The organism is Mycobacterium sp. MUNTM1, assembly GCF_054660795.1.
Window position 1 is genome coordinate 1 of record NZ_BAAGDE010000037.1, and the last position, 26,390, is coordinate 26,390.

General features: G+C 69.0%; 26 protein-coding genes and 1 pseudogene. 8 read left to right on the top strand and 19 right to left on the bottom strand.

The genetic code is table 11. The annotated features are described in order from the left end of the window. Both ACYQ8K_RS19770 and yajC read right to left on the bottom strand, forming a co-directional pair. A pseudogene (locus ACYQ8K_RS19770) lies at positions 1-550 on the bottom strand (protein translocase subunit SecD); the annotation flags it as partial. A 110-nt stretch (positions 551-660) separates the two neighbouring features. Next, positions 661-987, bottom strand: coding sequence for a preprotein translocase subunit YajC (yajC, locus tag ACYQ8K_RS19775; RefSeq protein WP_459971614.1), 327 nt, complete (start codon positions 985-987; stop codon positions 661-663). 221 nt (positions 988-1,208) lie between these two features. Between yajC and gabT the strand changes: the two genes are divergently transcribed. Beyond that, on the top strand, positions 1,209-2,549 hold the full coding sequence (gene gabT / locus ACYQ8K_RS19780; protein ID WP_459971724.1) for a 4-aminobutyrate--2-oxoglutarate transaminase: 1,341 nt from the start codon (positions 1,209-1,211) through the stop codon (positions 2,547-2,549). 151 nt (positions 2,550-2,700) lie between these two features. Further along, positions 2,701-6,222: a carboxylic acid reductase gene (car, locus tag ACYQ8K_RS19785; protein WP_459971616.1), complete on the top strand. Its 3,522-nt coding sequence runs from the start codon at positions 2,701-2,703 to the stop codon at positions 6,220-6,222. Positions 6,223-6,285: 63 nt separating this feature from the next. Here car and ACYQ8K_RS19790 read toward each other — a convergent pair whose 3' ends face one another. From ACYQ8K_RS19790 to ruvC, 6 genes are all read right to left on the bottom strand, one after another. Continuing rightward, positions 6,286-6,978 carry a hypothetical protein gene (locus ACYQ8K_RS19790; RefSeq protein ID WP_459971618.1) on the bottom strand — a complete coding sequence of 231 codons (693 nt, stop codon included), beginning with the start codon at positions 6,976-6,978 and terminating at the stop codon, positions 6,286-6,288. Positions 6,979-7,106: 128 nt separating this feature from the next. Beyond that, positions 7,107-7,493, bottom strand: coding sequence for a DUF1304 domain-containing protein (locus ACYQ8K_RS19795; RefSeq protein WP_459971620.1), 387 nt, complete (start codon positions 7,491-7,493; stop codon positions 7,107-7,109). A gap of 157 nt (positions 7,494-7,650) precedes the next feature. Continuing rightward, on the bottom strand, positions 7,651-8,340 hold the full coding sequence (locus tag ACYQ8K_RS19800; RefSeq protein WP_459971621.1) for a hypothetical protein: 690 nt from the start codon (positions 8,338-8,340) through the stop codon (positions 7,651-7,653). 249 nt (positions 8,341-8,589) lie between these two features. Continuing rightward, the gene (gene ruvB, locus ACYQ8K_RS19805) at positions 8,590-9,636 is read right to left on the bottom strand and encodes a Holliday junction branch migration DNA helicase RuvB (RefSeq protein WP_459971623.1); all 1,047 of its coding nucleotides are present in this window, start codon (positions 9,634-9,636) and stop codon (positions 8,590-8,592) included. Further along, the gene (ruvA, locus tag ACYQ8K_RS19810) at positions 9,633-10,238 is read right to left on the bottom strand and encodes a Holliday junction branch migration protein RuvA (RefSeq protein ID WP_459971625.1); all 606 of its coding nucleotides are present in this window, start codon (positions 10,236-10,238) and stop codon (positions 9,633-9,635) included. The genes ruvB and ruvA overlap by 4 nt, the downstream gene beginning before the upstream one ends. Next, positions 10,235-10,801, bottom strand: a complete 567-nt coding sequence (gene ruvC, locus ACYQ8K_RS19815; RefSeq protein ID WP_459971627.1) for a crossover junction endodeoxyribonuclease RuvC — start codon at positions 10,799-10,801, stop codon at positions 10,235-10,237. Before ruvC ends, ruvA begins: the two co-directional genes overlap by 4 nt. A gap of 203 nt (positions 10,802-11,004) precedes the next feature. Between ruvC and ACYQ8K_RS19820 the strand changes: the two genes are divergently transcribed. The 6 genes from ACYQ8K_RS19820 (at position 11,005) to ACYQ8K_RS19845 (ending at position 15,839) form a co-directional block, all read left to right on the top strand. Further along, entirely contained in the window at positions 11,005-11,616 is a 612-nt protein-coding gene (locus ACYQ8K_RS19820; RefSeq protein WP_459971629.1) for a DUF4178 domain-containing protein, read from the top strand. 15 nt (positions 11,617-11,631) lie between these two features. Continuing rightward, entirely contained in the window at positions 11,632-12,138 is a 507-nt protein-coding gene (locus ACYQ8K_RS19825) for a DUF2617 family protein (protein WP_459971631.1), read from the top strand. Then, positions 12,135-12,566: a DUF4247 domain-containing protein gene (locus tag ACYQ8K_RS19830; RefSeq protein WP_459971633.1), complete on the top strand. Its 432-nt coding sequence runs from the start codon at positions 12,135-12,137 to the stop codon at positions 12,564-12,566. The genes ACYQ8K_RS19825 and ACYQ8K_RS19830 overlap by 4 nt, the downstream gene beginning before the upstream one ends. 26 nt (positions 12,567-12,592) lie before the next feature. Continuing rightward, entirely contained in the window at positions 12,593-13,048 is a 456-nt protein-coding gene (locus tag ACYQ8K_RS19835) for a DUF350 domain-containing protein (protein ID WP_459971726.1), read from the top strand. Continuing rightward, the gene (locus ACYQ8K_RS19840; protein ID WP_459971635.1) at positions 13,045-14,646 is read left to right on the top strand and encodes a polyamine aminopropyltransferase; all 1,602 of its coding nucleotides are present in this window, start codon (positions 13,045-13,047) and stop codon (positions 14,644-14,646) included. Before ACYQ8K_RS19835 ends, ACYQ8K_RS19840 begins: the two co-directional genes overlap by 4 nt. 152 nt (positions 14,647-14,798) lie before the next feature. Beyond that, complete coding sequence (locus ACYQ8K_RS19845; protein WP_459971636.1) at positions 14,799-15,839, top strand: hypothetical protein; 1,041 nt, start codon at positions 14,799-14,801, stop codon at positions 15,837-15,839. A gap of 3 nt (positions 15,840-15,842) precedes the next feature. Here the strand turns inward: ACYQ8K_RS19845 and ACYQ8K_RS19850 are convergent, their stop codons facing one another. The 11 genes from ACYQ8K_RS19850 to ACYQ8K_RS19900 all read right to left on the bottom strand — a co-directional run bounded on the left by ACYQ8K_RS19850 (position 15,843) and on the right by ACYQ8K_RS19900 (position 26,362). Beyond that, a complete protein-coding gene (locus ACYQ8K_RS19850; protein WP_459971638.1) occupies positions 15,843-16,598 on the bottom strand; it encodes a YebC/PmpR family DNA-binding transcriptional regulator in 756 nt (251 codons plus the stop codon). 141 nt (positions 16,599-16,739) lie between these two features. Further along, on the bottom strand, positions 16,740-17,330 hold the full coding sequence (gene pdxT, locus ACYQ8K_RS19855; RefSeq protein ID WP_459971639.1) for a pyridoxal 5'-phosphate synthase glutaminase subunit PdxT: 591 nt from the start codon (positions 17,328-17,330) through the stop codon (positions 16,740-16,742). Beyond that, entirely contained in the window at positions 17,327-18,172 is an 846-nt protein-coding gene (gene tesB / locus ACYQ8K_RS19860) for an acyl-CoA thioesterase II (RefSeq protein ID WP_459971641.1), read from the bottom strand. The genes pdxT and tesB overlap by 4 nt, the downstream gene beginning before the upstream one ends. Before the next feature lie 10 nt (positions 18,173-18,182). Next, a complete protein-coding gene (gene pdxS, locus ACYQ8K_RS19865; RefSeq protein ID WP_459971643.1) occupies positions 18,183-19,088 on the bottom strand; it encodes a pyridoxal 5'-phosphate synthase lyase subunit PdxS in 906 nt (301 codons plus the stop codon). A 69-nt stretch (positions 19,089-19,157) separates the two neighbouring features. After that, positions 19,158-20,183, bottom strand: coding sequence for an NUDIX hydrolase (locus tag ACYQ8K_RS19870; protein WP_459971645.1), 1,026 nt, complete (start codon positions 20,181-20,183; stop codon positions 19,158-19,160). Beyond that, the gene (locus tag ACYQ8K_RS19875; protein WP_459971646.1) at positions 20,183-21,307 is read right to left on the bottom strand and encodes a glycosyltransferase family 4 protein; all 1,125 of its coding nucleotides are present in this window, start codon (positions 21,305-21,307) and stop codon (positions 20,183-20,185) included. The genes ACYQ8K_RS19870 and ACYQ8K_RS19875 overlap by 1 nt, the downstream gene beginning before the upstream one ends. Next, positions 21,307-22,245: a phosphatidylinositol mannoside acyltransferase gene (locus ACYQ8K_RS19880; RefSeq protein WP_459971727.1), complete on the bottom strand. Its 939-nt coding sequence runs from the start codon at positions 22,243-22,245 to the stop codon at positions 21,307-21,309. The genes ACYQ8K_RS19875 and ACYQ8K_RS19880 overlap by 1 nt, the downstream gene beginning before the upstream one ends. A gap of 44 nt (positions 22,246-22,289) precedes the next feature. Further along, entirely contained in the window at positions 22,290-22,931 is a 642-nt protein-coding gene (pgsA, locus tag ACYQ8K_RS19885; protein WP_459971647.1) for a phosphatidylinositol phosphate synthase, read from the bottom strand. Then, positions 22,928-23,503 carry an ATP adenylyltransferase gene (locus tag ACYQ8K_RS19890; RefSeq protein WP_459971649.1) on the bottom strand — a complete coding sequence of 192 codons (576 nt, stop codon included), beginning with the start codon at positions 23,501-23,503 and terminating at the stop codon, positions 22,928-22,930. Before ACYQ8K_RS19890 ends, pgsA begins: the two co-directional genes overlap by 4 nt. 2 nt (positions 23,504-23,505) lie before the next feature. After that, a complete protein-coding gene (gene thrS / locus ACYQ8K_RS19895; protein WP_459971651.1) occupies positions 23,506-25,560 on the bottom strand; it encodes a threonine--tRNA ligase in 2,055 nt (684 codons plus the stop codon). Positions 25,561-25,738: 178 nt separating this feature from the next. Beyond that, positions 25,739-26,362 (bottom strand): PaaI family thioesterase, encoded by a 624-nt coding sequence (locus ACYQ8K_RS19900; protein WP_459971653.1) that lies wholly within the window; start codon positions 26,360-26,362, stop codon positions 25,739-25,741. Positions 26,363-26,390: the final 28 nt, after the last annotated feature.

A 26,390-nucleotide genomic window follows, 5' to 3' on the forward strand; every position in this document is an offset into this window, starting at 1 on the left:
GGTGGGCGGGAGCCGGCTGAGCGGGCACGGGTTGAGCCGGGGCGGGTTGACCGGGCGCGGGCGTGCCGGGCGCCGGTTGCCCGGGAGCCGGCTGACCGGGCGCGGGTTGCCCCGGGGCCGGCTGACCGCCCGCGGGCTGGCGCGCCGGCGGCTTGGGCTCGGCGCCCTGGGCGGGCATCGAGTTGAGCACCGGCCGGATGTAGAGGCGGGCGGTCTGGCCCAGGTTGCGGGCCTCGTTGCCGTCGTTGCCGGGAACGGTGATGATCAGGTTGTCGCCGTCGACGACGACCTCCGAACCCGAGACGCCGAGCCCGTTGACCCGGGCGCCGATGATCTGCTGGGCCTGCGCCAACGCCTCACGGCTGGGCTTCGAGCCGTCCGGGGTGCGTGCCGTCAGCGTGACGCGGGTGCCGCCCTGCAGGTCGATACCGAGCTTGGGCGCGGCCCGCTTGTCCCCGGTGAGGAACACCAACAGGTAGACGCCGACGAGCAATAACAAGAAGACCGACAGGTAGCGGGCAGGGTGCACCGGCGCCGAAGACGATGCCACGTTCCTTCTATCTCCTCGAAAATCGGTTAGTTACCCCGGACAGAGCCTACGTGGCCCCCACTTGCCCGTTGCGCAAGCGGTCCGTTGCAGCGGTCGGTGGGAAATCCCGGTCACAAATCCTTGGTGATCGAGTCCTCGTGGGCGGGGTCGTCACCGTCGGCCAGGTCGTCGCCGTCGTCGGGCAGGATCCGGTCGCGGATCGCCAGCTTCATCCAGGTGGTCACCACGCCGGGGGCGATCTCCAGGTCGACGTTGTCGTCGGTGATCGCGACGACGGTGGCCTGCAGGCCCGACGTGGTGTGCACGCGGTCGCCGGGACGCAGCGACTCGTGCAGGTCGATGGTGGCCTGCATCGCGCGCTTCTGGCGGCGCGACGCCAAGTACATGAACCCGCCCATGATGAGCAGGAACGGCAGGAACAGGATCAAACTTTGCATGGACGCGCCTGTCTTTCGTCGTAAATTATCGGGGCTTTCCTGGTGGCTGGGTGCCGGTACGACTCGAGCGTCGCGCACCTCGTAACGATCCAGTGTGCCCGTTCAGTCTGGCAGGCCGTGGCGCGCGGCCGCCCGCCACGGTGCACGGAGTGCCCGCCGGCGCCAAGGTCGATAGGCTTTTGATGCGACGTGACACGCACGCCGCGGGGAGGAGTTATGTGGTGGCCAGCCTCGAGCAGACTCGCCAGCTGGTCACCGAGATCCCCGGTCCGGCTTCGCTGGAACTGACCAAGCGCCGGGCGGCGGCGGTGTCGCACGCGGTGAACGTGTCGGTGCCGGTCTTCGTGAAGCGCGCCGGCGGCGGCATCATCGAGGACGTCGACGGCAACCGGCTGATCGACCTCGGTTCCGGCATCGCGGTGACCACCATCGGCAACTCGTCGCCCCGGGTGGTCGAAGCGGTGCGCGCGCAGGTGGCCGAGTTCACCCACACCTGCTTCATGGTGACGCCCTACGAGTCCTACGTCGCCGTCGCCGAGACGCTCAACCGGATCACCCCGGGCTCCGGCGAGAAGCGCACGGTGCTGTTCAACTCCGGCGCCGAGGCGGTCGAGAACGCCGTCAAGGTCGCGCGCGCGTATACCCGCAAGCCCGCCGTGGTGGCGTTCAACCACGCCTACCACGGCCGCACCAACCTGACGATGGCGCTGACCGCCAAGTCGGCCCCCTACAAGAGCGGCTTCGGCCCGTTCGCGCCGGAGGTCTACCGCGCGCCGCTGTCCTACCCCTACCGCGACGGCCTGATCGACAAGGAACTGGCCACCGATGGGGAAAAGGCCGCCGCGCGCACCATCAACGTGATCGACAGCCAGATCGGCGCCGACAACCTGGCCGCCCTCCTCATCGAGCCCATCCAGGGCGAGGGCGGGTTCATCGTTCCGGCCGAGGGCTTCCTGCCCACCCTGCTGCACTGGTGCCGCGACAACGACGTGGTGTTCATCGCCGACGAGGTGCAGACCGGGTTCGCGCGGTCCGGCGCCATGTTCGCGTGCGAACACGAGGGCATCGAGCCCGACCTGATCTGCACCGCCAAGGCCATCGCCGACGGGCTGCCCCTGTCGGCGGTCACCGGCCGGGCGCAGATCATGGACGCGCCGCACGTCGGCGGTTTGGGTGGCACCTTCGGCGGAAACCCGCTAGCGTGCGCGGCCGCGTTGGCCACCATCGAGACGATCGAAAACGACGGATTGATCGAACGGGCCCGGCAATTGGAACGCCTGATCACCGAACCACTGCTGCGCCTGCAGGCCGGTGACGACCGGATCGGCGACGTGCGCGGTCGGGGCGCCATGATCGCCATCGAAATGGTGAAGTCGGGGACTGCCGAGCCCGACAAAGAACTGACACAGAAACTGACCGTCGCGGCCGCCGCGGCCGGCGTGGTCGTCTTGACCTGCGGCATGTACGGCAACATCATCCGCCTGCTGCCGCCGCTGACCATCAGCGACGAGCTGCTGGCCGAGGGCATCGACATCCTCGGCGGACTCCTGCGCGAACTGTAAGCCAGGGCGGGCCGCCCACCCCGCGTGGGCAATCTCACAAACACCACAAAGGCCGAGTCATGGTGGAATACCGTTACTTTAGCTAACGTTCTATGTGTCAGCGCGTACAGCGCAAAATGACTCGCTAACTTTCATTTGCAAGGGATCTGTTATGTCGACTGCTATTCATGACGAAGAACTCGACCGCCGCATCGAGCAACTCATTGCCAACGACCCCCAGTTCGCCGCCGCCCGACCGGACCCGGCGATCACCGCTGCCACCGAACAGCCCGGTCTGCGGCTGCCGCAGATCATCCGGACCGTGCTGGAGGGCTACGCCGACCGGCCGGCACTGGGGCAGCGCGTCGTGGAGTTCGTCAAGGACGCCAAGACCGGACGGACGTCGGCCGAGCTGCTCCCCCGCTTCGAGACCCTCACGTATGGCGAACTCGGCGAACGGGTTTCGGCCCTCGGCCGCGCCTGGGCCGGCGCATCGGTAAGCCCCGGTGACCGCGTCTGCGTGCTGGGCTTCAACAGCGTTGACTACGCCACCATCGACATCGCGCTGGGCACCATCGGCGCCGTGTCGGTGCCGCTGCAGACCAGCGCGGCGATCTCGTCGCTGCAGCCGATCGTGGCCGAGACCGAGCCCAGCCTGGTCGCCTCGAGCGTCAACCAGCTGCCCGACGCCGTGGAGCTGATCCTGGCCGGCGAGCACGTGCCCGGCAGGCTCGTCGTGTTCGACTACCAACCCGAGGTCGACGACCAGCGCGAGGCCGTGGAAAACGCCGTCGCCCGGCTGGCCGGCACCGGCGTGGTCGTCGAGAAGCTCGCCGACGTGTTGCAGCGCGGCAAGGACCTGCCCCCGGTTCCCGAGCAGCAGACCGACGAGGACTCACTCGCGCTGCTGATCTACACCTCCGGAAGCACCGGCGCCCCCAAGGGCGCGATGTACCCGCAGAGCAACGTCGGCAAGATGTGGCGGCGCGGCAGCAAGAACTGGTTCGGCGAGAGCGCCGCATCGATCACGCTCAACTTCATGCCGATGAGCCACGTGATGGGGCGTGGAATCCTCTACGGCACGCTGGGCAATGGCGGCACCGCCTACTTCGCGGCGCGCAGCGACCTGTCCACCCTGCTCGAGGACCTCGAATTGGTGCGCCCCACCGAGATGAACTTCGTCCCGCGCATCTGGGAGACGCTGTTCGGTGAATTCCAGCGCCAGGTCGAGCGCCGTCTGGCCGACGGCGGGGATCGCGAGGCGGTCGAGGCCGCGGTGTTGGAAGAACAGCGCCAGTACCTGCTCGGCGGGCGGTTCATCTTCGCGATGACGGGCTCCGCGCCCACCTCGCCGGAGTTGAAGAAGTGGGCCGAGTCGCTGTTGCAGATGCATCTGATGGACGGCTACGGCTCGACCGAGGCCGGAATGGTGTTGTTCGACGGGGAGATTCAGCGCCCGCCGGTGATCGACTACAAGCTGGTCGACGTTCCGGACCTGGGCTACTTCAGCACCGACCGCCCGCACCCGCGCGGTGAGCTGCTGCTGCGGACCGAGAACATGTTCCCCGGCTACTACAAGCGGGCCGAGACCACCGCCAACGTTTTCGACGACGACGGCTACTACCGCACCGGTGACGTGTTCGCCGAGGTCGCTCCGAACCAGCTGGTCTACGTCGACCGCCGCAACAACGTGCTCAAGCTCGCACAGGGCGAGTTCGTGACGCTGGCGAAGCTGGAGGCGGTGTTCGGCAACAGCCCGCTGATCCGCCAGATCTACGTCTACGGCAACAGCGCACAGCCCTACCTGCTGGCCGTCGTGGTGCCGACCGAAGAGGCGTTGCGCCACAGCGCCGAAACAGGGCTGGCGTCGCTCAAGCCGAAGATCGCCGACTCGCTGCAGAAGGTCGCCAAAGAGACCGGCCTGCAGTCCTACGAGGTGCCGCGCGACTTCATCATCGAGACCACCCCGTTCACGCTGGAAAACGGTCTGCTGACGGGGATCCGCAAGCTGGCGTGGCCGAAGCTGAAGCAGCACTACGGCGAACGGCTCGAGCAGATCTACGCCGATTTGACCGCGGGCCAGGCCAACGAGCTGGCCGAACTGCGCCGCAGCGGCGCGGAGGCGCCGGTGCTGCAGACCGTGAGCCGGGCCGCGGCCGCCATGCTGGGGGCCGCGACCACCGAGGTGTCCCCCGACGCCCACTTCACCGAGCTGGGTGGAGACTCCTTGTCGGCGTTGACATTCGGCAACCTGCTGCGTGAGATCTTCGACGTCGACGTCCCGGTGGGTGTCATCGTCAGCCCGGCCAACGACCTGGCGGCCATCGCCGCCTACGTCGAGGCCGAGCGGCAGGGTTCCAAGCGGCCGACGTTCGCCGCCGTGCACGGACGCGGCGCCACCACGGTGCACGCCAGTGACCTCACGCTGGACAAGTTCCTCGACGAGGCCATCCTGGCCGGCGCGCCCAGCCTGCCGAAGCCGGCGACCGAGGTGCGCACGGTGCTGTTGACCGGCGCGACCGGATTCCTGGGCCGCTACCTGGCACTGGACTGGCTCGAGCGGATGGACATGGTCGACGGCAAGGTCATTGCGCTGGTACGGGCCAAGTCCGACGAGGAGGCGCGAGCCCGGCTCGACAAGACCTTCGACAGCGGCGACCCGAAACTGCTTGCGCACTACCAGGAGCTGGCCGCCGACCACCTCGAGGTGATCGCGGGCGACAAGGGCGAGGCCAACCTCGGCCTGGACCAGCAGACCTGGCAGCGACTGGCCGACACGGTCGACATCATCGTCGACCCGGCGGCGCTGGTGAACCACGTGCTGCCCTACAGCGAGCTGTTCGGCCCCAACGCCCTGGGCACCGCGGAGCTGATCCGAATTGCGTTGACGTCCAAGCAAAAGCCGTACACGTACGTGTCGACGATCGGTGTGGGCGACCAGATCCAGCCGGGCAAGTTCGTCGAGAACGCCGACATCCGGCAGATCAGCGCCACCCGCGAGATCAACGACAACTACGCCAACGGCTACGGCAACAGCAAGTGGGCCGGCGAGGTGTTACTGCGTGAGGCACACGACCTGTGCGGCCTGCCCGTCACGGTGTTTCGCTGCGACATGATCCTGGCCGACACCACCTATGCCGGACAGCTCAACCTGCCGGACATGTTCACTCGGCTGATGCTGAGCCTGGTCGCCACCGGTATCGCGCCCGGTTCGTTCTACGAGCTCGACGCCGACGGCAACCGGCAGCGGGCGCACTACGACGGCCTGCCGGTCGAGTTCATCGCCGCGGCGATCTCGACGCTGGGAACGCAGATCCTGGACAGCGACACCGGCTTCCAGACGTACCACGTGATGAACCCGTACGACGACGGCATCGGACTCGACGAGTACATCGACTGGCTGGTGGAGGCCGGGTACTCGATCGAGCGCATCCCGGATTACTCCGAGTGGCTGCGTCGGTTCGAGACATCGCTGCGGGCCCTGCCGGATCGGCAGCGTCAGTACTCGCTGCTGCCGCTGTTGCACAACTACCAGAAGCCGGAGAAGCCGATCAATGGCTCGATGGCACCCACGGATGTGTTCCGTGCGGCCGTGCAGGACGCGAAAATTGGCCCCGACAAAGACATTCCGCATGTGTCGGCGCCGGTGATCGTCAAGTACATCACCAACCTGCAGTTGCTCGGACTGCTCTAACGGCAAGAAAGCAATCGCCCAGTCCCGTTGCGGGACTGGGCGATTGCTGTTGATCGGCGCGAACTACTGCTGCGGGTGCGGCCAGCGCAGGTACGCGGCGTTGGCGCCGGCGCCCGCGCCGGCGCGGTTCTTGCGCCATCCCCGCTTGGGCTCCGCGTCGGCCGCGGATCGCGGCTTGGTCAGCGCGCCCGAGGAGACCTCGGCCGGCTCGTAGGCCGAATCCCGGTAGGGCTCAACGCCCGGCGCCGCGCCGACGGGCTCGCCCGCGATCGGATGCACGTCGCGGGCAAGGCGCACGGCGGTGCGCGCCAGTACGACGCCACCCACGAAGATGATCAGCGCGCCCAGACCCGAGAAGTACGTGACCTCGAGCACCGCGCGCTTGCGGTCGGTCGCGGCGATCGGGTCGCCGGCCGAGCCGATGCCCAACAACGGGGCGAACTGGCCACCCACGACGAACCAGGCGCCGGCCAGCACGGCCAGCCAACCGCCCAGCATGGCGGCAACCCGGTTGCCGGCGACGATCAGTAACAGGCCGCCCAGTACGGTGGCCGCTCCCGGCGCCACCTCCAGCCAGCCCCGGGCCGTGCTCCACGCCCAGTCCCGGTCCGGTGTGTAGGCGAAATTGAAGTGTGGACCAACAAACGGTATTAACGCCCCCCAGGCTCCCAAGATGACCAGGAGCAATCCGCTGACCGCGCCGCGCGAGCGCGGCATACTCAGCCCGCGGGGTCGGCCGTCTTCTGCGTATTTCATGACATCCCCTCGTTGAATACCGGGTCGAATTCCGGCCTGGGCTGGTTACCCAGCGCCTTCCACTACTAACCCACGAGGAAGGCGAAAGCCACCGGTAGCCGTGGCTTTTGGGGCTGCTGGGACTGGTGTTACTGCTGAAGGCCGAGCAACAGCAGCACGATCGCGATCGCCGGAAGGGTCCCCTGCGTCGCGGCGGCGCGTGCCTTATCGCGGTCGGATGCGATCAGCACCACCGCGGCGGCGGCCATCGATCCGACACCCGCGAAGATCAGGGCCGCTCCAATCCCCGTGTGCCCCAAGGCAACCGCGACGATGCCCGCAGCGGTGACGATCGCCAGGAACAAGTTGTAGAAGCCCTGGTTGAAGGCGAGCAGCTTGGTGGTTTCTGCTTCGGCCGGGGTGGTGCCGAAGGTGGCGCGGGTGCGCTCCGAGGTCCAGGTCAACGATTCGATCACAAAGATGTAGACGTGCAGCATCGCCGCCAGTGCGGCGAACACCAACGCGGTGGTGATCATCGCTCCTCCTCGCCGGTCGCGGACCGCGTGGCGGCGGCCACCTTTTCGCTTGTCCCGGCCGGTGAACATTACCGACCGGCGGTTAGCCGGGCCAGCCTGACGCGAAAAGGCACCGGTAGCCGGGGCTACCGGTGCCTCCCGCCTCGGAGATTGCGCGCTAGGCGCCGGCGTGGTGGTGCCGATGGAAAAGGCCACCACCGGTGCGCCGGCGGAACAGGCCGCCGCCGGTGCGCCCACGGGGCGCCCGCTCGGCCTCCACAGCGTCCGCCCGCGCGCCCGCCGGGCCACGCGTCTCGTCATACATGGCCGGTTGGGCCGCCGGGACGGCCTCGCCCGCCACCGGCGCCGATTGCGTCACCACGACGTCACGCGCGTGCCGAACCGCCAGTCGCGCCACCGCGGCCCCGCCGAAGAACACGATCAGGGCGCCCAGGCCGGTGAAGTAGGTGACCTCGAGCAGGGCTCGTTTCAGGTCCGTCGCCGCCATCGGCTGACCGATGTCGCCGATGCCGAGTGGCGCGGCGAACGCGCGGCCGACCACGAACCATGCTCCGCCGGCGACCGCCAGCCAGCCGCCGAACACCGCGCTGGCACGGTTACCGGACATGAGCACCAGCAGGCCGCCGACCGCCGCGGCGACCCCGGGGAGTACCTCCAGCCAGCCTTTCGCCGTGGTCCACGTCCAGGCCGGGTCGGCCATGTACGCCCAGTTGATGTTGGGCCCGAAGAATGGCACCAACGCACCCCACGCACCCAGAAGAATCAGGAGTAACCCGGTTAGCGCGCCGCGGGAACGTGGCATGTATAGCGCGCGAGGGCGATCGTAGTCGTGGCTCGTGGTCCTCATCGGAACCTCCTTCAAACAGGTATGTCTGCTGTGAGGCTGGTTACCCGACGGTGCCGGGGTGTAACCGGTCGGGCCCAGGTTGATGTTTGCTGGGGCCGCCGGCACGGGCTCCGGCGGGCGGCGGCTGCGGCCACACCGTCCGCGGTGCCGACGGTCTGAACTGGCCGGACACCCCGGCCTACGACCGTGCGGGCCCGGCCGGGCGCGAAGGTCACAATTTGGCCGCGAAACGGCCGGGGGCCATCGCCGCTAGTCGAACAGGCCGGCCTGGCCGAGCCCGGCGGCCCCGGCCGGCGGTGTCATGCCCAGGTGCGTCCACGCCAGGGCGGTGGCCACCCGGCCCCGGGGCGTGCGCGCGATCATGCCGGCGCGGACCAGGAACGGCTCGCACACCTCCTCGACCGTGGTGGCCTCCTCGCCCACCGCCACCGCCAGCGTCGACACCCCGACCGGGCCGCCGCCGAAGCTGCGGGTCAGCGCCGAGAGCACCCCGCGGTCCAGCCGGTCCAGGCCCAGCTCGTCGACGTCGTAGACCGCCAGCGCGGACTTGGCGACGTCGCGGGTGATCACGCCGTCGGCGCGCACCTCGGCGAAGTCGCGGACGCGGCGCAGCAACCGGTTCGCGATGCGTGGGGTGCCGCGCGAGCGCCGGGCGATCTCCTCGGCGGCCTCGGCGCCGAGCTCGATGCCCAGGATCCCGGCCGAGCGGGCCAGCACCCGCTCCAGCTCGGCGGGCTCATAGAAGTCCATGTGTGCGGTGAAGCCGAAGCGGTCGCGCAGCGGGCCGGTCAGCGCGCCGGACCGGGTGGTCGCGCCCACCAGGGTGAACGGCGCCACCTCCAACGGAATCGACGTCGCCCCGGGCCCCTTGCCGACCACCACGTCGACGCGGAAGTCCTCCATCGCCAGGTAGAGCATCTCCTCGGCGGGCCGTGCGATGCGGTGGATCTCGTCGATGAACAGCACGTCGTGCTCGACCAGATTGGACAGCATCGCCGCCAGGTCGCCGGCGCGTTCCAGCGCCGGGCCGGACGTCACCCGCAGCGACGACCCGAGCTCGGCCGCGATGATCATGGCCAGCGAGGTCTTGCCCAGCCCCGGCGGACCGGACAACAGGATGTGATCCGGTGTGTTGCCGCGGTTTTTGGCTCCCTCGATGACGAGCTGCAGCTGCTCGCGCACCCGCGGCTGGCCGATGAACTCGCGCAGCGAGCGCGGTCGCAGGCTGACGTCGACGTCGCCGTCGCCCACGGTCAGCGCCGGGGAGACCTCCCGGTCCTCGTAGTCGTCCGTCATCGGGACTTACCCAGCAACGACAGCGCGGCGCGCAGGGCGCTCGACGTCGTGGCGTCGCGATCGGCGGCCAGCACCTTGTCGGTGGCCTCCTCCGCCTGCTTGGCCGCAAACCCAAGGCCGACAAGAGCTTCCACGACCGGACTGCGCACCGCGTGGCCATTGAGACCCGCGTGGCCCGCGCCGGCCGGTGCGTCCGCCGCGCCGACGCCGACCTTGTCGCGCAGTTCGAGCACCATGCGTTCGGCGCCGCGCTTGCCGATCCCCGGCACCCGGGTCAGTGCGGTGACGTCGCCGTCGTGCAGCGCCTGGCGCAACGCGGCGGCGTCATGCACGGCCAGGGTCGCCATCGCCAGCCGCGGCCCCACTCCCGACACCGACAGCAGCGTCAGGAACAGATCGCGGGCCTCGGTGTCGGCGAACCCATACAGCGTCATGGAATCCTCGCGGACAACCATCGCGGTGATCAGCCGGGCCTCGGTCCCCGACCGCAGCGTCGCCAGCGTCGACGGCGTCGCGTTCACCCGATAGCCGACGCCGGCCGCCTCGATCACCACGTGATCGAGCGCCACCTCCAGGACCTCGCCGCGAACCGAGGCGATCATCGCGCGGCCTTCAGCTTGGCGTTCAGCTTGGCCTTGTATTTCTGCCGCTGCTCGGCGGCCATCGCCTCGGCGGCGGCCATCCGGGAGATCATCGGCGCCCGCCAGCAATGGCAGATCGCCAGCGCGAGCGCGTCGGCGGCGTCGGCCGGCGTCGGTTTGGCTTGCAGCTCAAGGATTCTGGTGACCATGGCGGTGACCTGTGCCTTATCTGCGGCACCGTTGCCGGTGACCGCGGCCTTGACCTCGCTGGGGGTGTGGAAGTGGACGTCGACGCCGCGGCGGGCGGCCGCCAGGGCGACGACACCGCCGGCCTGGGCGGTGCCCATCACCGTCGACACGTTGAGCTGGGAGAACACCCGCTCGATCGCCACCACGTCCGGCCGGTGAGTGGCCAGCCAGTGCTCGACGGCGTCGCTGATCTTCAGCAGCCGCTGGGCCAGCGGGGCGTCCGCGGGCGTGCGCACCACGTCGACGTCCAGCGCGACGACCGCGCGCCCGCGCCCGCTTTCGACCACCGACAGACCGCATCGGGTCAGGCCGGGATCGACGCCCATCACCCGCATTCCCGCTCCCACCTAGTAGAACTGGGGGCACCACCCGCTTGCGGGGGACTGTTCGCCACCCTAGCGGCCGGCGCCGACGGGTCCGGGTAGGACACGCGGCCGTGCCGCCGATTCCCGCGGTGACGTTACGCCGCCGAACCCGACAAAAAGCTGTTAGCTTTAGCCCACGTTCGCTCGAGCAATGTGGCAACGGAGGGGTTGGCGTGGGATCTCTGCTGGTCATGATCGCCGTGGTGCTCTTCATCGCGTCCATCGTGGTGCTGGTGGTGGCTTTGCGGCGGCCGAAGCAACCGGCGCCCCGGGGCGGGCGCCAGGATCCGCTGGCCGCCGACGCGATGCCACAGTTCGGGCCGCGCCAACTCGGGCCCGGCGCCATCGTCAGCTTCGGCGGCGTCGACTACATCGTGCGCGGTTCGGTCACCTTCCGCGAGGGCCCCTTCGTCTGGTGGGAACACCTGCTGGAGGGTGGCGACCAGCCGGTCTGGTTCAGCGTCGAGGAAGACGACGGGCGCCTGGAGCTGGCCATGTGGGTGACCCGCAAGGATGTGCCGCTGCGGCCCGGCGACCCATACGTCGTCGACGGCGTGATGTTCCACGAGTCCGAACGCGGCCACGCCTCCTACACGACCGAAGGCACCACCGGCCTGCCGGCCGGCGGCGAGATGGAATTCGTCGACTGCACCAACGCCGACGAGTCGGCGCTGCTCTCGTTCGAGCGCTGGGCCCCGGACATGCCCTGGGAGGTATCGACGGGCAAATCGGTCTCGCCCGGCGAGATCACCGTGTACGCGGCGCCCCCGCCCAGCCCGGCGTAGAGCAGGGTCTTTTCGGTGCCCCTTCATCAGCTCGCCGTGACCCCGGCCGACGTATCAGGCGAACGGCTGGGACTGGCGCTCAACGCTCCCGTGCCCGCGCCGCTGGCGAGCTGCCGGCTGGACCACCCCGACGGCGGTGCCGCGCTGCTGCTCGGCGTGCTCGGCGCCTCGCATGTCGTCGCCGTCGAGCATGCGTTCTCCGAGGAAATCTCTTGCACCGCACGCAGTCTCGGCGCCGACCTGCCGGAGCGCACCGAGGCGCCCGGCTACCGGCTGCGCTCCCGTACCGACACCCATGACGAGGCGAGCTTTCGCGGCCTCGCGCGGGACCTGCGCGACCGTTGCGCCCAGCGGGCGGGCTGGCTCGGCGGCACGTTTCCCGGCGATGACGCCGCGCTGACCGTGCTGGCCGCCGAACCCGACGGCGCCGGCTGGCGCTGGCAGACCTGGCACCTCTATCCGGGCCGTCCCGCCGGCAACGGCGGAACGGTGGTGCACACGGCCAGCCGGTGGCGCCCGTGAGCCGCAACCGCCTGTTCGTGATCGCCGGCGTGCTGGGCGTGGCCGGCGTGGCATGCCTGATCTTCGGAATCCTGTTGCTGCAAAAGAACATCGCGTCGTATATCGCCGGCCATTATCACGAGTACGCCCGCGACGTGAACGGAACTCGCTACCAGTGCAGCGGTTCTCCCGATCAGGTGGCCGACGCGCTCGCCGACTACGCCGAACCCGACGCGCGCGCCGACAACGGCAAGACCGAATACCTTCGCTACAGCAACAACATCGTGATCGTCGGCCCCGACGGCAGCTACCCGTGCAGCATCCGCGTCGAACCGCTCAGCGCCGGATACAGCCACGGCGCCTTCATCTTCCTCGGCCCCGGGTTTTCCCCGGGATCCCCATCGGGCGGCGCCGGGGGCACCCCCGGCGGTCCCGGCGGAATCAAGTGACTCCCACCACTGCAAAGGAGAACACCATGTATCTCGCCGTCGAGATCGGCACCGTCGACCTCAATCCCGTGCTGAAAGGCGCAGTCGCGACGATCCTGTACTTCGTCGTCGGCATGGCCGTGCTTCTCGTCGGGTTCTACGCGGTCGACGTGCTGACCCCGGGAAAGCTGCGCCAGCTGGTGTTCATCGACCGCCGGCCCAACGCCGTGGTGGTGGCGGGCGCGATGTACATCGCCCTGACGGTCGTCATCATCACGGCCATCGCCAACAGCTACAGCCAGCTGAGCCAGGGGCTCGTCGGCGTGGCGGTGTACGGGCTGATGGGCGTGATCCTGCTGGGCGTGGCGTTGCTGGCGATGCACCTGCTGATCCCGGGCAGTTTTCACGAACACATCGACGAGCCGGAGCTGCATCCGGGATCGTTCGCGGTGGCGCTGATACTGCTCGCCGTGGGAGGGGTGACCGCCGCGGCGGTGTCATGAGCGCCTTCAGTTCGGCGGGCGAGGTACTGGCGCCCGAGGCGACGCCGCCCGCGGCGGTGTCGGGACGGTGGCGGGCGGTGTTGCTGGCCGCCGTGGCGGCGTGCGCGGCGTGCGGCATCATCTACGAACTCGCGCTGCTGACGCTGTCGGCCAGCCTGGACGGCGGCGGGATCGTCGCCACCTCGCTGATCGTCGCGGGCTACATCGCCGCGCTGGGCGTGGGGGCGCTGCTGGTCAAGCCGCTGCTGGCGCACGCCGCGATGACCTTCATCGCCGTCGAGGCGCTGCTGGGCATCGTCGGCGGGCTGTCGGCGGCGGCGCTGTATGTGGTGTTCGCGTTCTTGGACGGGTCCGTCGGGTCGACGTGGGTGCTGGCGGCGAGCACGGCGCTGATCGGCGGCCTGGTCGGTGCCGAGGTGCCGCTGTTGATGACGCTGCTGCACCAGGGCCGGAGAGGCCCCGAAACAAACCCCGCCACCGATGCCGGCCGCACGCTGGCCAACCTGAACGCCGCCGACTACCTGGGCGCGCTGCTGGGCGGGCTGGTCTGGCCGTTCCTGCTGCTGCCGCAGCTGGGCATGATTCGCGGCGCGGCGGCCACCGGCATGATCAACCTGGCGGCCGCGGCCGTCGTGGCGATTTTCCTGCTGCGCCAAGTGGTTTCGATGCGGCAGCTGGCGCTGGCGCTGTGCGCGCTGGCCGCCGCCGTGGGACTGCTCGCCACCCTGCTGCTGCGTTCGGCCGACGTCGAAACAACAAGCAGGCAAAGGCTTTACGCCGATCCCATCGTCGCCTACCGGCACACGGCCTATCAGGAGATCGTGGTGACCCGCCGCGGCAATGACACCCGGCTGTATCTCGACGGGGGCCTGCAGTTCTCCACCCGCGACGAATACCGCTACACCGAGAGCCTCGTCTACCCCGCCCTGGGCAACGGCGCGCGTTCGGTGCTGGTGCTCGGCGGCGGCGACGGCCTGGCGGCCCGCGAATTGCTGCGCCAGCCCGGCATTTCCAAGATCGTGCAGGTCGAACTCGACCCCGCGGTGATCGACATCGCGCGCACCACTTTGCGCGCCGCCAACGGCGGCTCGCTGGACAACCCGCGGGTGGCCGTGCTGACCGCGGACGCGATGACCTGGCTGCGCGGACCGAACGTGGACCGCTTCGACGCGGTCATCGTCGACCTGCCCGATCCCAACACCCCCGTGCTGGGCCGGCTGTACTCGACGGAGTTCTACGCGCTGGTCGCCCGCGCGCTGGCTCCCGGTGGGCTGATGGTGGTGCAGGCGGGCAGCCCGTTTTCCACCCCTACGGCGTATTGGCGCACGGTCTCGACGATCCGGGCCGCCGGCTACGCGGTGACGCCGTATCACGTGCACGTGCCCACGTTCGGTGACTGGGGATTCGCCCTGGCGCAGCGCGCGGACGTCGCGCCCACCCCGAAGGTGCCCACCAACGCGCCCCCGCTGCGTTACCTCAACCAGCAGGTGCTCGACGCGGCCTGCGTCTTCGGCGGTGACATCGGCCCGCGCCCGGTGGAGCCGTCCACCCTGGACAATCCGCGCATCGTCGAGGACATGCGGCACGGATACGACTAGAGAAGGGCCGGTGTTGGGATCGGTAGCGTGCCGATCCCGGTGTAGTTGCGAATGCGAGCCACGCAGGCGACGCGCGGGACAAAGCCAAAGGAACACGCATGAACATCGCTCGAAAGACGTTGCGAGTCATGGCCGGACCCGGGGTTCCACGGATGAGCGTCAACGACCAATCGGCCGCGTCACGTCAGTTCGTGGCGTCGTGCTCGATCTACTCGCCCAACTGGACGAAGTTGACCGGCAGGCGGGCGACTATCTACATCCAAATCGGTTTCTGGTCGATCGTCCTGCTCGTGGTGGGGACGATGCTTGCGCGCACGTTCGGGCAGTCGCGGGGCGGCCACTCGTCCGTCCCGGATATCCCTGGCTGGGTGATCGCCTACGGCTGGCTGGCGTTGCTGGCGGTGGTGGGGCTGGCCGTTGGCGCCCTGTTCCTCTGGCGATGGCGTCGCAAGTATCGGCTCGCGGTCACGCCCGAGGGCATCACCATCGATCGGCGCCGCGGTGATGTGTTTTCATTCACCGACGCGCAGCTGGGCCTGTGGGCGACCTCGGGAATGGCGCTGCACCTGCAACGCGGCCGTCACCGCTTCATTCTCGGCGGGCGCGATTGTCGCGTCGGTCCAGCGACACCGCTCAGCGCCCCGCCCGTGCTGCTCGTCGACGCCTGGCTGCCACAGTCGGACTTCCACGCGCTGCTGTCCCTCAGCGGTCGCTGGCGCGGGGTGGCCGCGAGCGAACCGGCACCCGGGGATCCGGTTCGCTGCGTGACGTTTCCCAATCCCTTGCTGATCCAGCAGATGGGGCCGTTTGCGCTCCTGAAGAAGCAACGGCTGATGCAATCGCTCTACGAGCCGCAACTGTTCATCGATATCGACGACCACACGATCCGGGTGATCGACGCAGCTAGCAACGAGCTCACCGCTTCGGCCCCGCTCGCACGGGTGACCACGGCACCGTCCACCTATCGGCTTGGCGGCGAAGACGTTGCGGGCCAGCACTTTTCCACCATGCCCGCCGTGACCTTACGCATTCCCGGCGCGCAGCCACTCACCGTCGGATGCCACGATTTCGAGGGGTTGAAGCAGCGATTTGCGTGGGGCAGACAGGTACCCGTCACCAACGACCCGCCCGCCTATGTGGTCTCGGGGGCCGACTGGCTGACGCTGACCGAGAAACTCGGCGTGGTGTCGTAACGTTCAGTCCTCGTCGAGGGCCGCGAGCACCTCGTCGGACAGGTCGACGTTGGTCCAGACGTTCTGCACGTCGTCGCTGTCCTCCAGCGCATCGACCAGCTTGAACACCTTCCGAGCGCCCTCGACGTCGACGGGCACGCTGACCGACGGCTGGAAGCTGGCCTCGGCCGATTCGTAGTCGATACCGGCGTCCTGCAGCGCGCTGCGCACAGCCACCAGGTCGGTCGGCTCGGAGATGATCTCGAAGCTCTCACCAAGGTCGTTGACGTCCTCGGCGCCGGCGTCCAGCACGGCGGTCAGCACGTCGTCTTCGGTCAGGCCGTTCTTCTCCAGCGTGACGACGCCCTTGCGGGTGAACAGGTAGGACACCGATCCCGGATCGGCCATGTTGCCGCCGTTGCGGGTCACCGCCACCCGGACCTCGCCGGCCGCGCGGTTGCGGTTGTCGGTGAGGCACTCGATCAGCACCGCCACGCCGTTGGGGCCGTAGCCCTCGTACATGATCGTCTGGTAGTCGGCACCGCCGGCTTCCTCGCCCGCGCCGCGCTTGCGGGCGCGCTCGATGTTGTCGTTGGGCACCGAGGTTTTCTTCGCCTTCTGAATGGCGTCGTACAGCGTCGGGTTGCCCGCCGGGTCACCGCCGCCGGTCCGGGCGGCAACCTCGATGTTCTTGATCAGCCGGGCAAACTCCTTGCCACGCCGCGCGTCTTTGACGGCCTTCTGGTGCTTGGTGGTGGCCCACTTGGAATGGCCGCTCATCGGTGTCTCTTACCTCTTCTTTTGCATGCTGTTTCGCGTAACTCCGCTCAACGAGTCTACGTGGGCGCCGACATCGCCGAGTCACGCCAGCGTGGCAGTCGCGGCCGAACGTCACACCAGCGTGGCCATCGCCCCTCAGGCTCAGCCGGTGACAAGGTCGACGAACAGGTGGTGGATGCGCCGGTCGCCCGTCATCTCCGGGTGAAACGCCGTGGCCAGCTTGCGGCCCTGCTTCACCGCGACGACGTGCCCGGCCGCCCTGGCCAGCACCTCCACGCCGTCACCGACGCGCTCGACCCAGGGCGCGCGGATGAACACCGCGCGCACCGGATCGCTCAGCCCCGCGAACGCAATGTCACCCTCGAACGAATCGACCTGCCGTCCAAAAGCGTTGCGCCGCACCGTCATATCAATCGCGCGCAGCGGCAGCGCCTCGCGCCCGCCCGCGCCCGCGTCCAGGATCTCGCTGGCCAGCAGGATCATCCCGGCGCAGGCCCCGTAGGCGGGCAAGCCGTCGGCCAGCAGGCCCCGCAGCGGCTCGAGCAGGCCGAGGTCGAGCAGCAGGTGGCTCATGGTGGTCGATTCCCCACCGGGAATGACCAGCCCGTCGACCGCCTCGAGCTCGCCGCGCCGGCGCACCGGCATCGACTCGGCCCCGGCCTCGCGCAGGGCCGCCAGGTGCTCGCGGGTGTCCCCCTGCAGCGCCAGGACCCCGATCCGCGGCGCGCTCACGGGTGGGTCGGCTGGTATCCGCGTTTGAAGCGGGTCAGCCCCTCCTGCATGACGGCCGCCACCATCTCGCCGGACTGCGTGAAGATCTTGCCCTGGCACAGCGCGCGACCGCCGCTGGCCGACGGCGAGCTCTGGTCGTAGAGCAGCCACTCGTCGGCCCGGAACGGGCGCATGAACCACATCGCGTGGTCCAGCGAGGCCACCTGCAGGTGCTCCCGCACGTCGAGATGGGTGACCTGGGCCGATCCGAGCAGGGTCAGGTCGCTCATGTAGGCCAGCGCGCAGATGTGCAGCACCGGGTCGTCCGGCAGCGGGTCGCGGTGGCGGAACCAGACCTGCTGCTGCGACGCCTTGCCGGGCAGCAGGTGCAGGCGCTCGCGCGGCACGATGCAGACGTCCCACTCCTCGAACTGCTTGAATCCGGCGTCGTCGAACACCTTGATCGAATCCAGGCCCGGCAGCCCGTCGGGCGGCGGCGCGGCCGGCATCGGGTCCTGGTGGTGAATGCCCTCCTGATCGGTATGAAAGGACGCGCCCATGCTGAAGATGATTTCCCCGTGCTGAATGGCGTTCACCCGCCGGGTGGCGAACGAGCCGCCGTCGCGGGAGCGCTCGACGATGAAAATCGTGCGCGCCAAGGCGTCGCCGGGCCGCAGGAAATAACCGTGCAGCGAGTGCACCTGATACTGCGGGTCGACGGTGCGCACCGCCGACACCAGCGACTGGCCGGCTACATGGCCCCCGAAGGTGCGCTGCAGGAAGCCCGACTCTGGGCTGAAGATGCTGCCACGGTAGATGTTGACCTCGAGCTGCTCGAGATCGAGGATCTCTTCGATCGCCACGGAGAAGTTTTTACCAGCCGCGTTCGGCCAGCCGATGGGGCTCCGCGATCTGCTCGACGTTGATGCCCACCATCGCCTCGCCCAGCCCGCGCGACACCTTGGCCAGCACGTCGGGATCGTCGTAGAAGGTGGTCGCCTTGACAATCGCGGCGGCGCGCTGCGCGGGGTCGCCGGACTTGAAGATGCCCGAACCCACGAACACGCCCTCGGCGCCGAGCTGCATCATCATCGCCGCGTCCGCCGGGGTGGCGATGCCGCCCGCGGTGAACAGCGTGACCGGCAGCTTGCCCGCCCGGGCCACCTCGACGACGAGGTCGTAGGGTGCCCGTAATTCCTTTGCGGCGACGTACAATTCGTCTTCCGACAGCGACGTCAGGCGGCGGATCTCGCCGCCGATCGCCCGCATGTGCGTGGTCGCGTTGGAGACGTCACCGGTCCCCGCCTCACCCTTGGAGCGGATCATGGCCGCGCCCTCGCTGATGCGCCGCAGCGCCTCGCCGAGGTTGGTCGCCCCGCACACGAACGGCACGGTGAACTTCCACTTGTCGATGTGGTGGGTGTAGTCGGCGGGGGTGAGCACCTCGGACTCGTCGACGTAGTCCACGCCGAGGCTCTGCAGGATCTGCGCCTCGACGAAGTGGCCGATGCGGGCCTTGGCCATCACCGGGATGGTCACCGCGGCGATGATGCCCTCGATCATGTCCGGGTCGCTCATCCGCGACACCCCGCCCTGCGCGCGGATGTCGGCGGGCACCCGCTCCAGCGCCATGACGGCGACGGCGCCGGCGGCCTCGGCGATCTTGGCCTGCTCGGGGGTGACGACGTCCATGATGACGCCGCCCTTGAGCATCTCGGCCATGCCGCGTTTGACGCGCGCCGTGCCGGTTCGCCCGTTGCTCGGGTGGGCGGTACTCACTGCATGATCTCCTTCAACCGTTGTCGACCCAGTCTAATGAGGCGCTTTGGCCACGGTGACGCCACGGAGTCAGCGGATCGACAGCAGCGGCCCGGGGGTGCGGCCGCTGGCGAGCGCGGCCGCGTCGGTGAGCAGTCCGGATAGTTGCATGGGATACACCGTCTCCCCCGCCGCGACCAGCGCAGCGATGTCAGCAGCGTCACACCAGCGGTGGCCGTGGATGTAGCTGCGTTCCAGCTCGGTCCGGCCCGCGCGTGACGGCTCGAAGCGCTGGGTGCGGTAGACGAAGTAGAACTCCTCGCTGTCGATCAGCGAGCCGTTGAACTCGAAGACCTCGTCGCGCCGCCATACCGGCCCGACCATCTCGCCCGGCGCGACCCGCAGGCCGGTTTCCTCGGCCAGCTCCCGCGCGGCGGCCTCGGCCAGCCGCTCCCCCGGCTGCACCTCACCGCCCACCGTGAACCACCACTTCGGCGCGTGCTGCTGCGCGAGCGCGGGATCCGAGCCGCACAGCAGCAGCACCGCGCCGGTGTCGTCGAGCAGCACGATGCGCGCCGAGGTGCGGTGGTTGAGGACGCCGTGGTCGCCGTGGGCCAGGGCGTGTGGCCGCTCGACGATCTCGAAATAGCTGGGCAGCGCGGCGGTTCCGCCGAGGTGGAACAGCCGCACCAGGGGCCGTTCGGCAAGCGCCAGGGTGTCCCGGACCGCGTCGTTGTGGAAGCGACGGGCCAGCACCACCCGGGCCTCAGCGTCCGCCAGCTCGGCGATCAGCCCGGCCGGCAACGATGCCGGATCGACGACGGCCAGCGCGGCGGACAGCTCGTTCTCGGCGTTTTCCCGCGCGGGGCGCGGCGCGCCCTCCGCGGCGTCGGCCAGCGCCGCCAGCCGCCGGCCTTCGGACGCACCGCCGTAGGCGTCGATGGCGACGGCGCGCGACACCACCGCGCGCCGTGCGAGCGCACCGTCGAGCGCCTGCCAGGACAGGTCGTAGCGGACGTGCAGCCGGTCCAGCCGGTTGGCCGTCCGGTACGCCCACGCGCCGAATACCGCCAGCACCGCGACGAAGACCGCGACGGCGACAATCAGCCATGACATCAACTGGCCACCTCAACCTTGGCGCCTGACGCGGCGACCGTCTCGTACACCCGCATGATCTGGCTGGCCACCACCGACCAGTCGTAGCGCTGGACGGCGGCCGATCCGGCCGTCACGTAACGTTCCCGCAGCACATCATCCTCCAGCACCGCGATCAGCGCATCGGCAAGCGCGTCGCCGTCACCGACGGGCACCAGGCACCCGACGTCGCCGTTGCACAGCACGCGCCGGAAGGCGTCCAGGTCGCTCGCCACCACCGGGGTGCCGGCGGCCAGCGCCTCGACCAGCACGATGCCGAAACTCTCCCCGCCGAGGTTGGGCGCGCAGTACGCGTCGGCGCTGCGCATGGCCGACGCCTTCCCGGCGTCGTCGACCTGGCCGAGGAAGCGGATGTGGTCCACCAATTCGCCTGCCTGGAGCCGCAATTGGTCCTCGTCGCCGCGGCCGACGACCAGCAGTTGCACGTCACCGAAGCGCTCGACCAGCCCGGGCAGCGCGTCGAGCAGCACCGACATGCCCTTGCGCGGCTCGTCGTAGCGGCCCAGGAACAGCACCGTCTTGCCGGCGCGGGGATAGCCGTCCAGGGGCGGCGCCGAGGCGAACGAGGCGACGTCGACGCCGTTGGGGATCTCCACCGCGTCGGTGCCCAGCGCCTCCATCTGCCAGCGGCGGGCCAGGTCGGAGACCGCGATCCGCCCGACGATCTTCTCGTGCATCGGGCGCAGGATGCCTTGAAACACCGTCAGCGTCAGCGATTTGGTGGTCGACGTGTGAAACGTCGCCACGATCGGGCCCTCGGCGATGTTCAGCGCCAGCATGGACAGGCTCGGCGCGTTGGGCTCGTGCAGGTGCAGCACGTCGAAATCGCCGTCGACGAGCCATTTTTTCACCTTGCGGTGGGTGGCCGGCCCGAACCGCAGCCGGGCCACCGATCCGTTGTAGGGAATCGGGACGGCCTTGCCCGCCGAGACGACGTAGTCGGGCAGCGCGGCGTGCGGCGAGGAGGGCGCGAGCACGCTGACGTCGTGGCCCCGGTTGCGCATCACCTCGGCCAGCTGCAGGACGTGCGACTGCACCCCACCCGGAACGTCGAACGAGTAGGGGCAGACCATCCCGATCCGCATCAGGTGTCCTTCAGCCGGGCCTGCTTGGCTTCGGGGAGGTCGGCCAGCCACTGCGGCTGCATCATGTGCCAGTCCTGGGGGTGGGCGGCGACGTTCTTCTCGAATTGATCGGCCATCGCCTGGGTGATCGCGTCGACGTCGCCGCTGGTGCAGTCCAGCGGCGGGTGGATGGAGACGCCCCAGCCGCGGCCCTCGAACCAGCAGTGCGCCGGCAGCAGAGCCGCCCCGGTCGCGATGGCGAGCTTCGCCGGGCCGGCCGGCAGCCGCGTGGGCTCACCGAAGAAGTCGACCTGCACGCCGGTGCGGGTGAGGTCGCGCTCGGCCATCAGGCACACCACCCGGTTGTCCCGCAGCCGATCGCACAGCACGTCGAACGGCGACCGTTCTCCCCCGGACAGCGGCAGCACCTCGAAGCCGAGGCGTTCGCGGTAGGCGATGAAGCGCCGGTACAGCGATTCGGGTTTGAGTCGTTCGGCGACGGTGGTGAAGGTGCCGTGGGTCTGTGCCAGCCACACCCCGGCCATGTCCCAGTTGCCGCTGTGCGGCAACGCGATCACCGCGCCACGACCGCTGGACAGCGCCGCCTCGATGTGGTCTTGCCCCAGGACCGAGTCGTGCAGCTCACGGCCCAACGCGGCCAGGTCCATCCCCGGCAGCCGGAACGCCTCGCGCCAGTAGCGGGCGTAGGAGGCCAGCGAGGCCCGCATCAGCGAGTCGGGCACCTCCTCGGGTGGCACCCCGATCACACGGGCCAGGTTCTTGCGCAGCTGCTCGGGGCCGCCGCCGCGGGCGGCGTAGCGCGCGCCGGCCTCAAAGGCGTTGCGAGCGGCGAACTCCGGCATCGCCCGCACCGCCATCCAGCCGGACGCGTACGCCCAGTCGGCGCCCATCCCGCCCGTCAAACGGCCCACCGTTCGGCTCGCCAGCTGGCGGGCCATCCGGCGTTGTGCCCCAATCATTTTCATGCCCGGCGGAGTGGAAATCACGGCTCGATCACCAACCTATCGGTCGCGCCCGGCGAGGTGCGCACCTTGTGCAACCGCTGCCCGCAGGTGATGAGGCTGGCCACCGCCAGCACCCACATCGCGACCGGCAGCGCCCATGGCAACGGATACACCGGAAGGTCCGACAGGCCGGCGCCGACCAGCACGATGATCAACCGTTCCGGCCGCTCGATCAGGCCGCCGTCGCCGCGCAGCCCACTCGCTTCGGCGCGGGCCTTGATGTAGGAGATCACCTGCGAGGTGACCAGGCAGATCAGCGTGGCGACCGCCAGCAGCTTGTCGTGCAGGCCGAAGGCGATCCACCACAAGAGCCCGCAGAACACCGCGCCGTCGCTGACCCGGTCGCAGGTGGCGTCCAGCACCGCGCCGAATCGGGTGCCGCCGCCGCGTTCGCGAGCCATCGCCCCGTCGAGCATGTCGAACAGGACGAAGAACCAGACCACCAGCGTGCCGGCGAACAGCTTGCCCATCGGGAACAGCGTCAGCGCCCCGGCCACCGCGACGATGGTGCCCAGGATGGTGACGACGTCGGGGGTCAATCCCAGCCGCAGGCATGCCCGTGCGGTCGGGGTGGTCAGCCGCGCGAACGCCGCCCGCGACAGGAACGGCATTTTGCTCATGGTTGCTTTGTCCACTCCGTGGCCAGCAGCTGGCGCGTCTCGCGCAGCAATTGCGGGATCACCTTCGACCCGCCGATGATCGTGATGAAGTTCGCGTCGCCACCCCAGCGCGGCACCACGTGCACGTGCAGGTGTTCGGCCAGCGAACCCCCGGCCGACGTCCCGAGGTTCAGGCCGACGTTGAAACCGTGCGGCCGCGAGACGTTCTTGATGACGCGAATCGCCTTCTGAATGAAGGACATCAGCTCCGCGCTTTCCGGATCGGTCAGGTCTTCGAGCTCGGAGACCCGCCGGTAGGGCACCACCATCAGGTGTCCGGGGTTGTAGGGGTAGAGGTTGAGCACGGCGTAGACGAGCTCGCCGCGGGCGACCACCAAGCCGTCTTCGTCGGTGAGGTGCGGAATGTCGGTGAACGGCTGCTCGGTCTTGCCGTTGTCGCGCTTCATCGGCGCTTCGGCCAGATAGGTCATCCGGTAGGGCGTCCACAACCGCTGCAGGTGATCCTCCTCGCCGACCCCCCTGTCCAGGATGGTGTCGTCGGCGTCCCGCTCGGCCGGTTCGCGATCACTCACGGTCACTCACCACTCGACACTTTCACCAATTCTGCTGTGGGCACGGAATTCTCGCGGTCGGCGATCCACTTCACGATCGCATCGACGGCGCTGTCACGTGGCACGCCGTTGATCTGCGTGCGGTCACCGAAGCGGAAGCTGACCGCGCCGGCCTGCACGTCGCGGTCACCGGCCAGCAGCATGAACGGCACCCGCTGGGCGGTGTGGTTGACGATCTTCTTGGCCATCCGGTCGTCGCTGGAGTCCACCTCGACGCGCACCCCGTGCGACTTGAGTTGTGCGGCAACGCTTTCCAGGTATTCCACGTGCTCGTCGGCGACCGGGATGCCCACCGCCTGCACCGGTGCCAGCCACGCCGGGAAGGCCCCCGCGTAGTGCTCGGTGAGGATGCCGAAGAACCGCTCGATCGACCCGAACAGCGCCCGGTGGATCAGCACCGGCCGCTGCCGCGACCCGTCCGACGCGGTGTATTCCAGCTCGAAGCGGTCCGGCATGTTGAAGTCGAGCTGAATGGTCGACATCTGCCAGCTGCGGCCCAGCGCATCCTTGACCTGCACCGAGATCTTCGGGCCATAGAACGCGGCGCCACCGGGGTCGGGAACGAAATGCAGCCCGGAGGCCTCGGCGACCTCCCGCAGGACCTCGGTGGCCTCGTCCCACATCTCGTCGGAGCCCGAGTACTTCTCCGGGTCCTTGGTGGACAGCTCCAGGTAGAAGTCGTTGAGCCCGTAGTCGGCCAGCAGATCGAGCACGAAGCGCAGCAGCGAGGTCAGCTCGTCGCGCATCTGCTCTCGCGTGCAATAGATGTGGGCGTCGTCCTGGGTCATGCCGCGCACCCGGGTCAGCCCGTGCACCACACCCGACTTCTCGTAGCGGTACACGCTGCCGAACTCGAAGAGCCGCAACGGAAGCTCGCGATAGGACCGGCCGCGCGACCGGTAGATCAGGTGGTGCATCGGGCAGTTCATCGGCTTGAGGTAGTAGTCCTGCCCCGGCTTGCGCACCGTCCCGTCCGCGTTGAACTCCGCGTCCAGGTGCATCGGCGGGTACATGCCGTCGGCATACCACTCGAGGTGGCCCGAGGTGATGTACAGCTGCTCCTTGGTGATGTGCGGGGTATTGACGAACTCGTATCCGGCCTCGATGTGCTTGCGTCGCGAGTACTCCTCCAGCTCGCGACGGATGATGCCGCCCTTGGGATGGAAAACCGCTAGGCCGGAACCGATTTCGTCGGGAAAGCTGAACAGGTCCAGCTCGACACCCAGCCTGCGGTGGTCGCGGCGCTGCGCCTCCTCGAGCAGCTCCAGGTGCTTGTCCAGCGCCTCCTGCGACTCCCAGGCGGTGCCGTAGATGCGTTGCAGGCTCGCGTTGCTCTGGTCGCCACGCCAGTAGGCGGCCGAGCTGCGGGTCAGCTTGAACGCCGGAATGTGCTTGGTGGTCGGGATGTGCGGTCCCCGGCACAGGTCACCCCAAACCCGTTCCCGGGTACGGGGATTCAGGTTGTCGTAGGCGGTCAGCTCGTCGCCGCCGACCTCCATGACGTCGGGGTCGCCGGACTTGTCGTCGACGAGTTCGAGCTTGTAGGGCTCGTCGGCCAGCTCGGCGCGCGCGGCGTCCTTGGACGCGTAGACCCGCCGGTCGAACAGCTGTCCGTCCTTGACGATCTGGCGCATCCGCTTTTCCAGCTTGGTCAGATCCTCCGGCGTGAACGGCTCGGTCACGTCGAAGTCGTAATAGAACCCGTCGGTGATCGGCGGCCCGATCCCCAATTTGGCGTGCGGGAACAGGTCCTGGACGGCCTGGGCCAGCACGTGTGCGGCCGAGTGCCGGATGACGCTGCGGCCGTCGTCGGTGTTGGCGGCCACCGGGACGACCTCGGCGTCGGCGTCCGGCGTCCAACTCAGGTCGCGCAGCTTGCCGTCAGCGTCGCGCACCACCACGATCGCGTCGGGCGTGCCCCGGCGCGGCAACCCGGCCTCGCCTACCGCGGCGGCCGCGGTGGTCCCGGCAGGCACCCGGATCGGGGCTGCTGGGGTGGGCTCTGCGGCGGCGGTCATTGCGGTGGTCTCCAAGGGGTTGATGGGTCGACGACCATGCTATCGGGGCGGACCTCGACAGAACCCGAGGCATTAAGGGCCCCGGGGCGGGGCGCTATCGCGACACTTAAACCGCATACCCGACACGCCGGTGCCGGTGTGCATGGTTGATGTCTCGACGCTTCCTGAAAGACCGCGCTCAGGGCTGGCCAGGCTTGAGCCGCACGAACAGCGCGTCGGCTTCGGTCAGCAACTGATCGCCGTCGGTCAACCGGCCCGACACAAAGATCTTCCGCCCGTCCACCCGGTCGATGCCCGCCTCGAACTGCAATTCCTTTTCCACCGGGACGATGTGGCGGTAGTCGATCTTGAGGTATGCGGTGCGCTGCCGCGGGTTGCCGGTGAGCACCGACGCCGACAACCCGAGGACGGAGTCGAACAGCATCCCGAGCGCGCCGCCGTGCACGGCGCCGTTGCGGCCCAGGTGGAACCTCGCGAAGCGGGCCCGGCCGTGGATCCGGCCGTCCTCGCCCTTGTGCGCCGACATCGGGATCGTCAGGATGTTGCCGCGCATCGGCAGGTCCATCCGCCGGCCCGACGGCGACGCCCACTCGTCGGCGTCGTACGGCGCCAGCAGCGCCGACACCTTCTCCAGCAGGTCAGCGGCCTCGGTGATCACCTCGTCGGGCGCGTCGGCGGCGCGGGCGCGGTCCTGCAACGAGCGCACCGCGTCGATGAACCTGCCATAGTCGGGCCCGCCCTTGGTCGTCGGTTCCGGCGGATTGAACCCGCCGCCGGGGTGTCGCTGCTGTTCGGCCACCACAACACCGTATTGCCCGGCGGGCGGCCTT

Excerpts from the sequence above, each read along its gene's own strand:
- car (WP_459971616.1), top strand. The coding sequence starts at position 2,701 with ATGTCGACTGCTATTCATGACGAAGAACTCGACCGCCGCATCGAGCAA.
- ACYQ8K_RS19880 (WP_459971727.1), bottom strand. The coding sequence starts at position 22,245 with ATGGCCCGCCAGCTGGCGAGCCGAACGGTGGGCCGTTTGACGGGCGGG.
- pgsA (WP_459971647.1), bottom strand. The coding sequence starts at position 22,931 with ATGAGCAAAATGCCGTTCCTGTCGCGGGCGGCGTTCGCGCGGCTGACC.
- yajC (WP_459971614.1), bottom strand. The coding sequence starts at position 987 with ATGCAAAGTTTGATCCTGTTCCTGCCGTTCCTGCTCATCATGGGCGGG.
- ACYQ8K_RS19795 (WP_459971620.1), bottom strand. The coding sequence starts at position 7,493 with ATGATCACCACCGCGTTGGTGTTCGCCGCACTGGCGGCGATGCTGCAC.
- ACYQ8K_RS19835 (WP_459971726.1), top strand. The coding sequence starts at position 12,593 with ATGTATCTCGCCGTCGAGATCGGCACCGTCGACCTCAATCCCGTGCTG.
- ACYQ8K_RS19845 (WP_459971636.1), top strand. The coding sequence starts at position 14,799 with ATGAGCGTCAACGACCAATCGGCCGCGTCACGTCAGTTCGTGGCGTCG.
- ACYQ8K_RS19840 (WP_459971635.1), top strand. The coding sequence starts at position 13,045 with ATGAGCGCCTTCAGTTCGGCGGGCGAGGTACTGGCGCCCGAGGCGACG.
- thrS (WP_459971651.1), bottom strand. The coding sequence starts at position 25,560 with ATGACCGCCGCCGCAGAGCCCACCCCAGCAGCCCCGATCCGGGTGCCT.
- ruvC (WP_459971627.1), bottom strand. The coding sequence starts at position 10,801 with ATGCGGGTGATGGGCGTCGATCCCGGCCTGACCCGATGCGGTCTGTCG.
- ACYQ8K_RS19790 (WP_459971618.1), bottom strand. The coding sequence starts at position 6,978 with ATGAAATACGCAGAAGACGGCCGACCCCGCGGGCTGAGTATGCCGCGC.
- ACYQ8K_RS19875 (WP_459971646.1), bottom strand. The coding sequence starts at position 21,307 with ATGCGGATCGGGATGGTCTGCCCCTACTCGTTCGACGTTCCGGGTGGG.
- ACYQ8K_RS19870 (WP_459971645.1), bottom strand. The coding sequence starts at position 20,183 with ATGTCATGGCTGATTGTCGCCGTCGCGGTCTTCGTCGCGGTGCTGGCG.
- ACYQ8K_RS19800 (WP_459971621.1), bottom strand. The coding sequence starts at position 8,340 with ATGAGGACCACGAGCCACGACTACGATCGCCCTCGCGCGCTATACATG.
- ruvA (WP_459971625.1), bottom strand. The coding sequence starts at position 10,238 with ATGATCGCCTCGGTTCGCGGCGAGGTCCTGGAGGTGGCGCTCGATCAC.
- ruvB (WP_459971623.1), bottom strand. The coding sequence starts at position 9,636 with ATGACGGACGACTACGAGGACCGGGAGGTCTCCCCGGCGCTGACCGTG.
- ACYQ8K_RS19850 (WP_459971638.1), bottom strand. The coding sequence starts at position 16,598 with ATGAGCGGCCATTCCAAGTGGGCCACCACCAAGCACCAGAAGGCCGTC.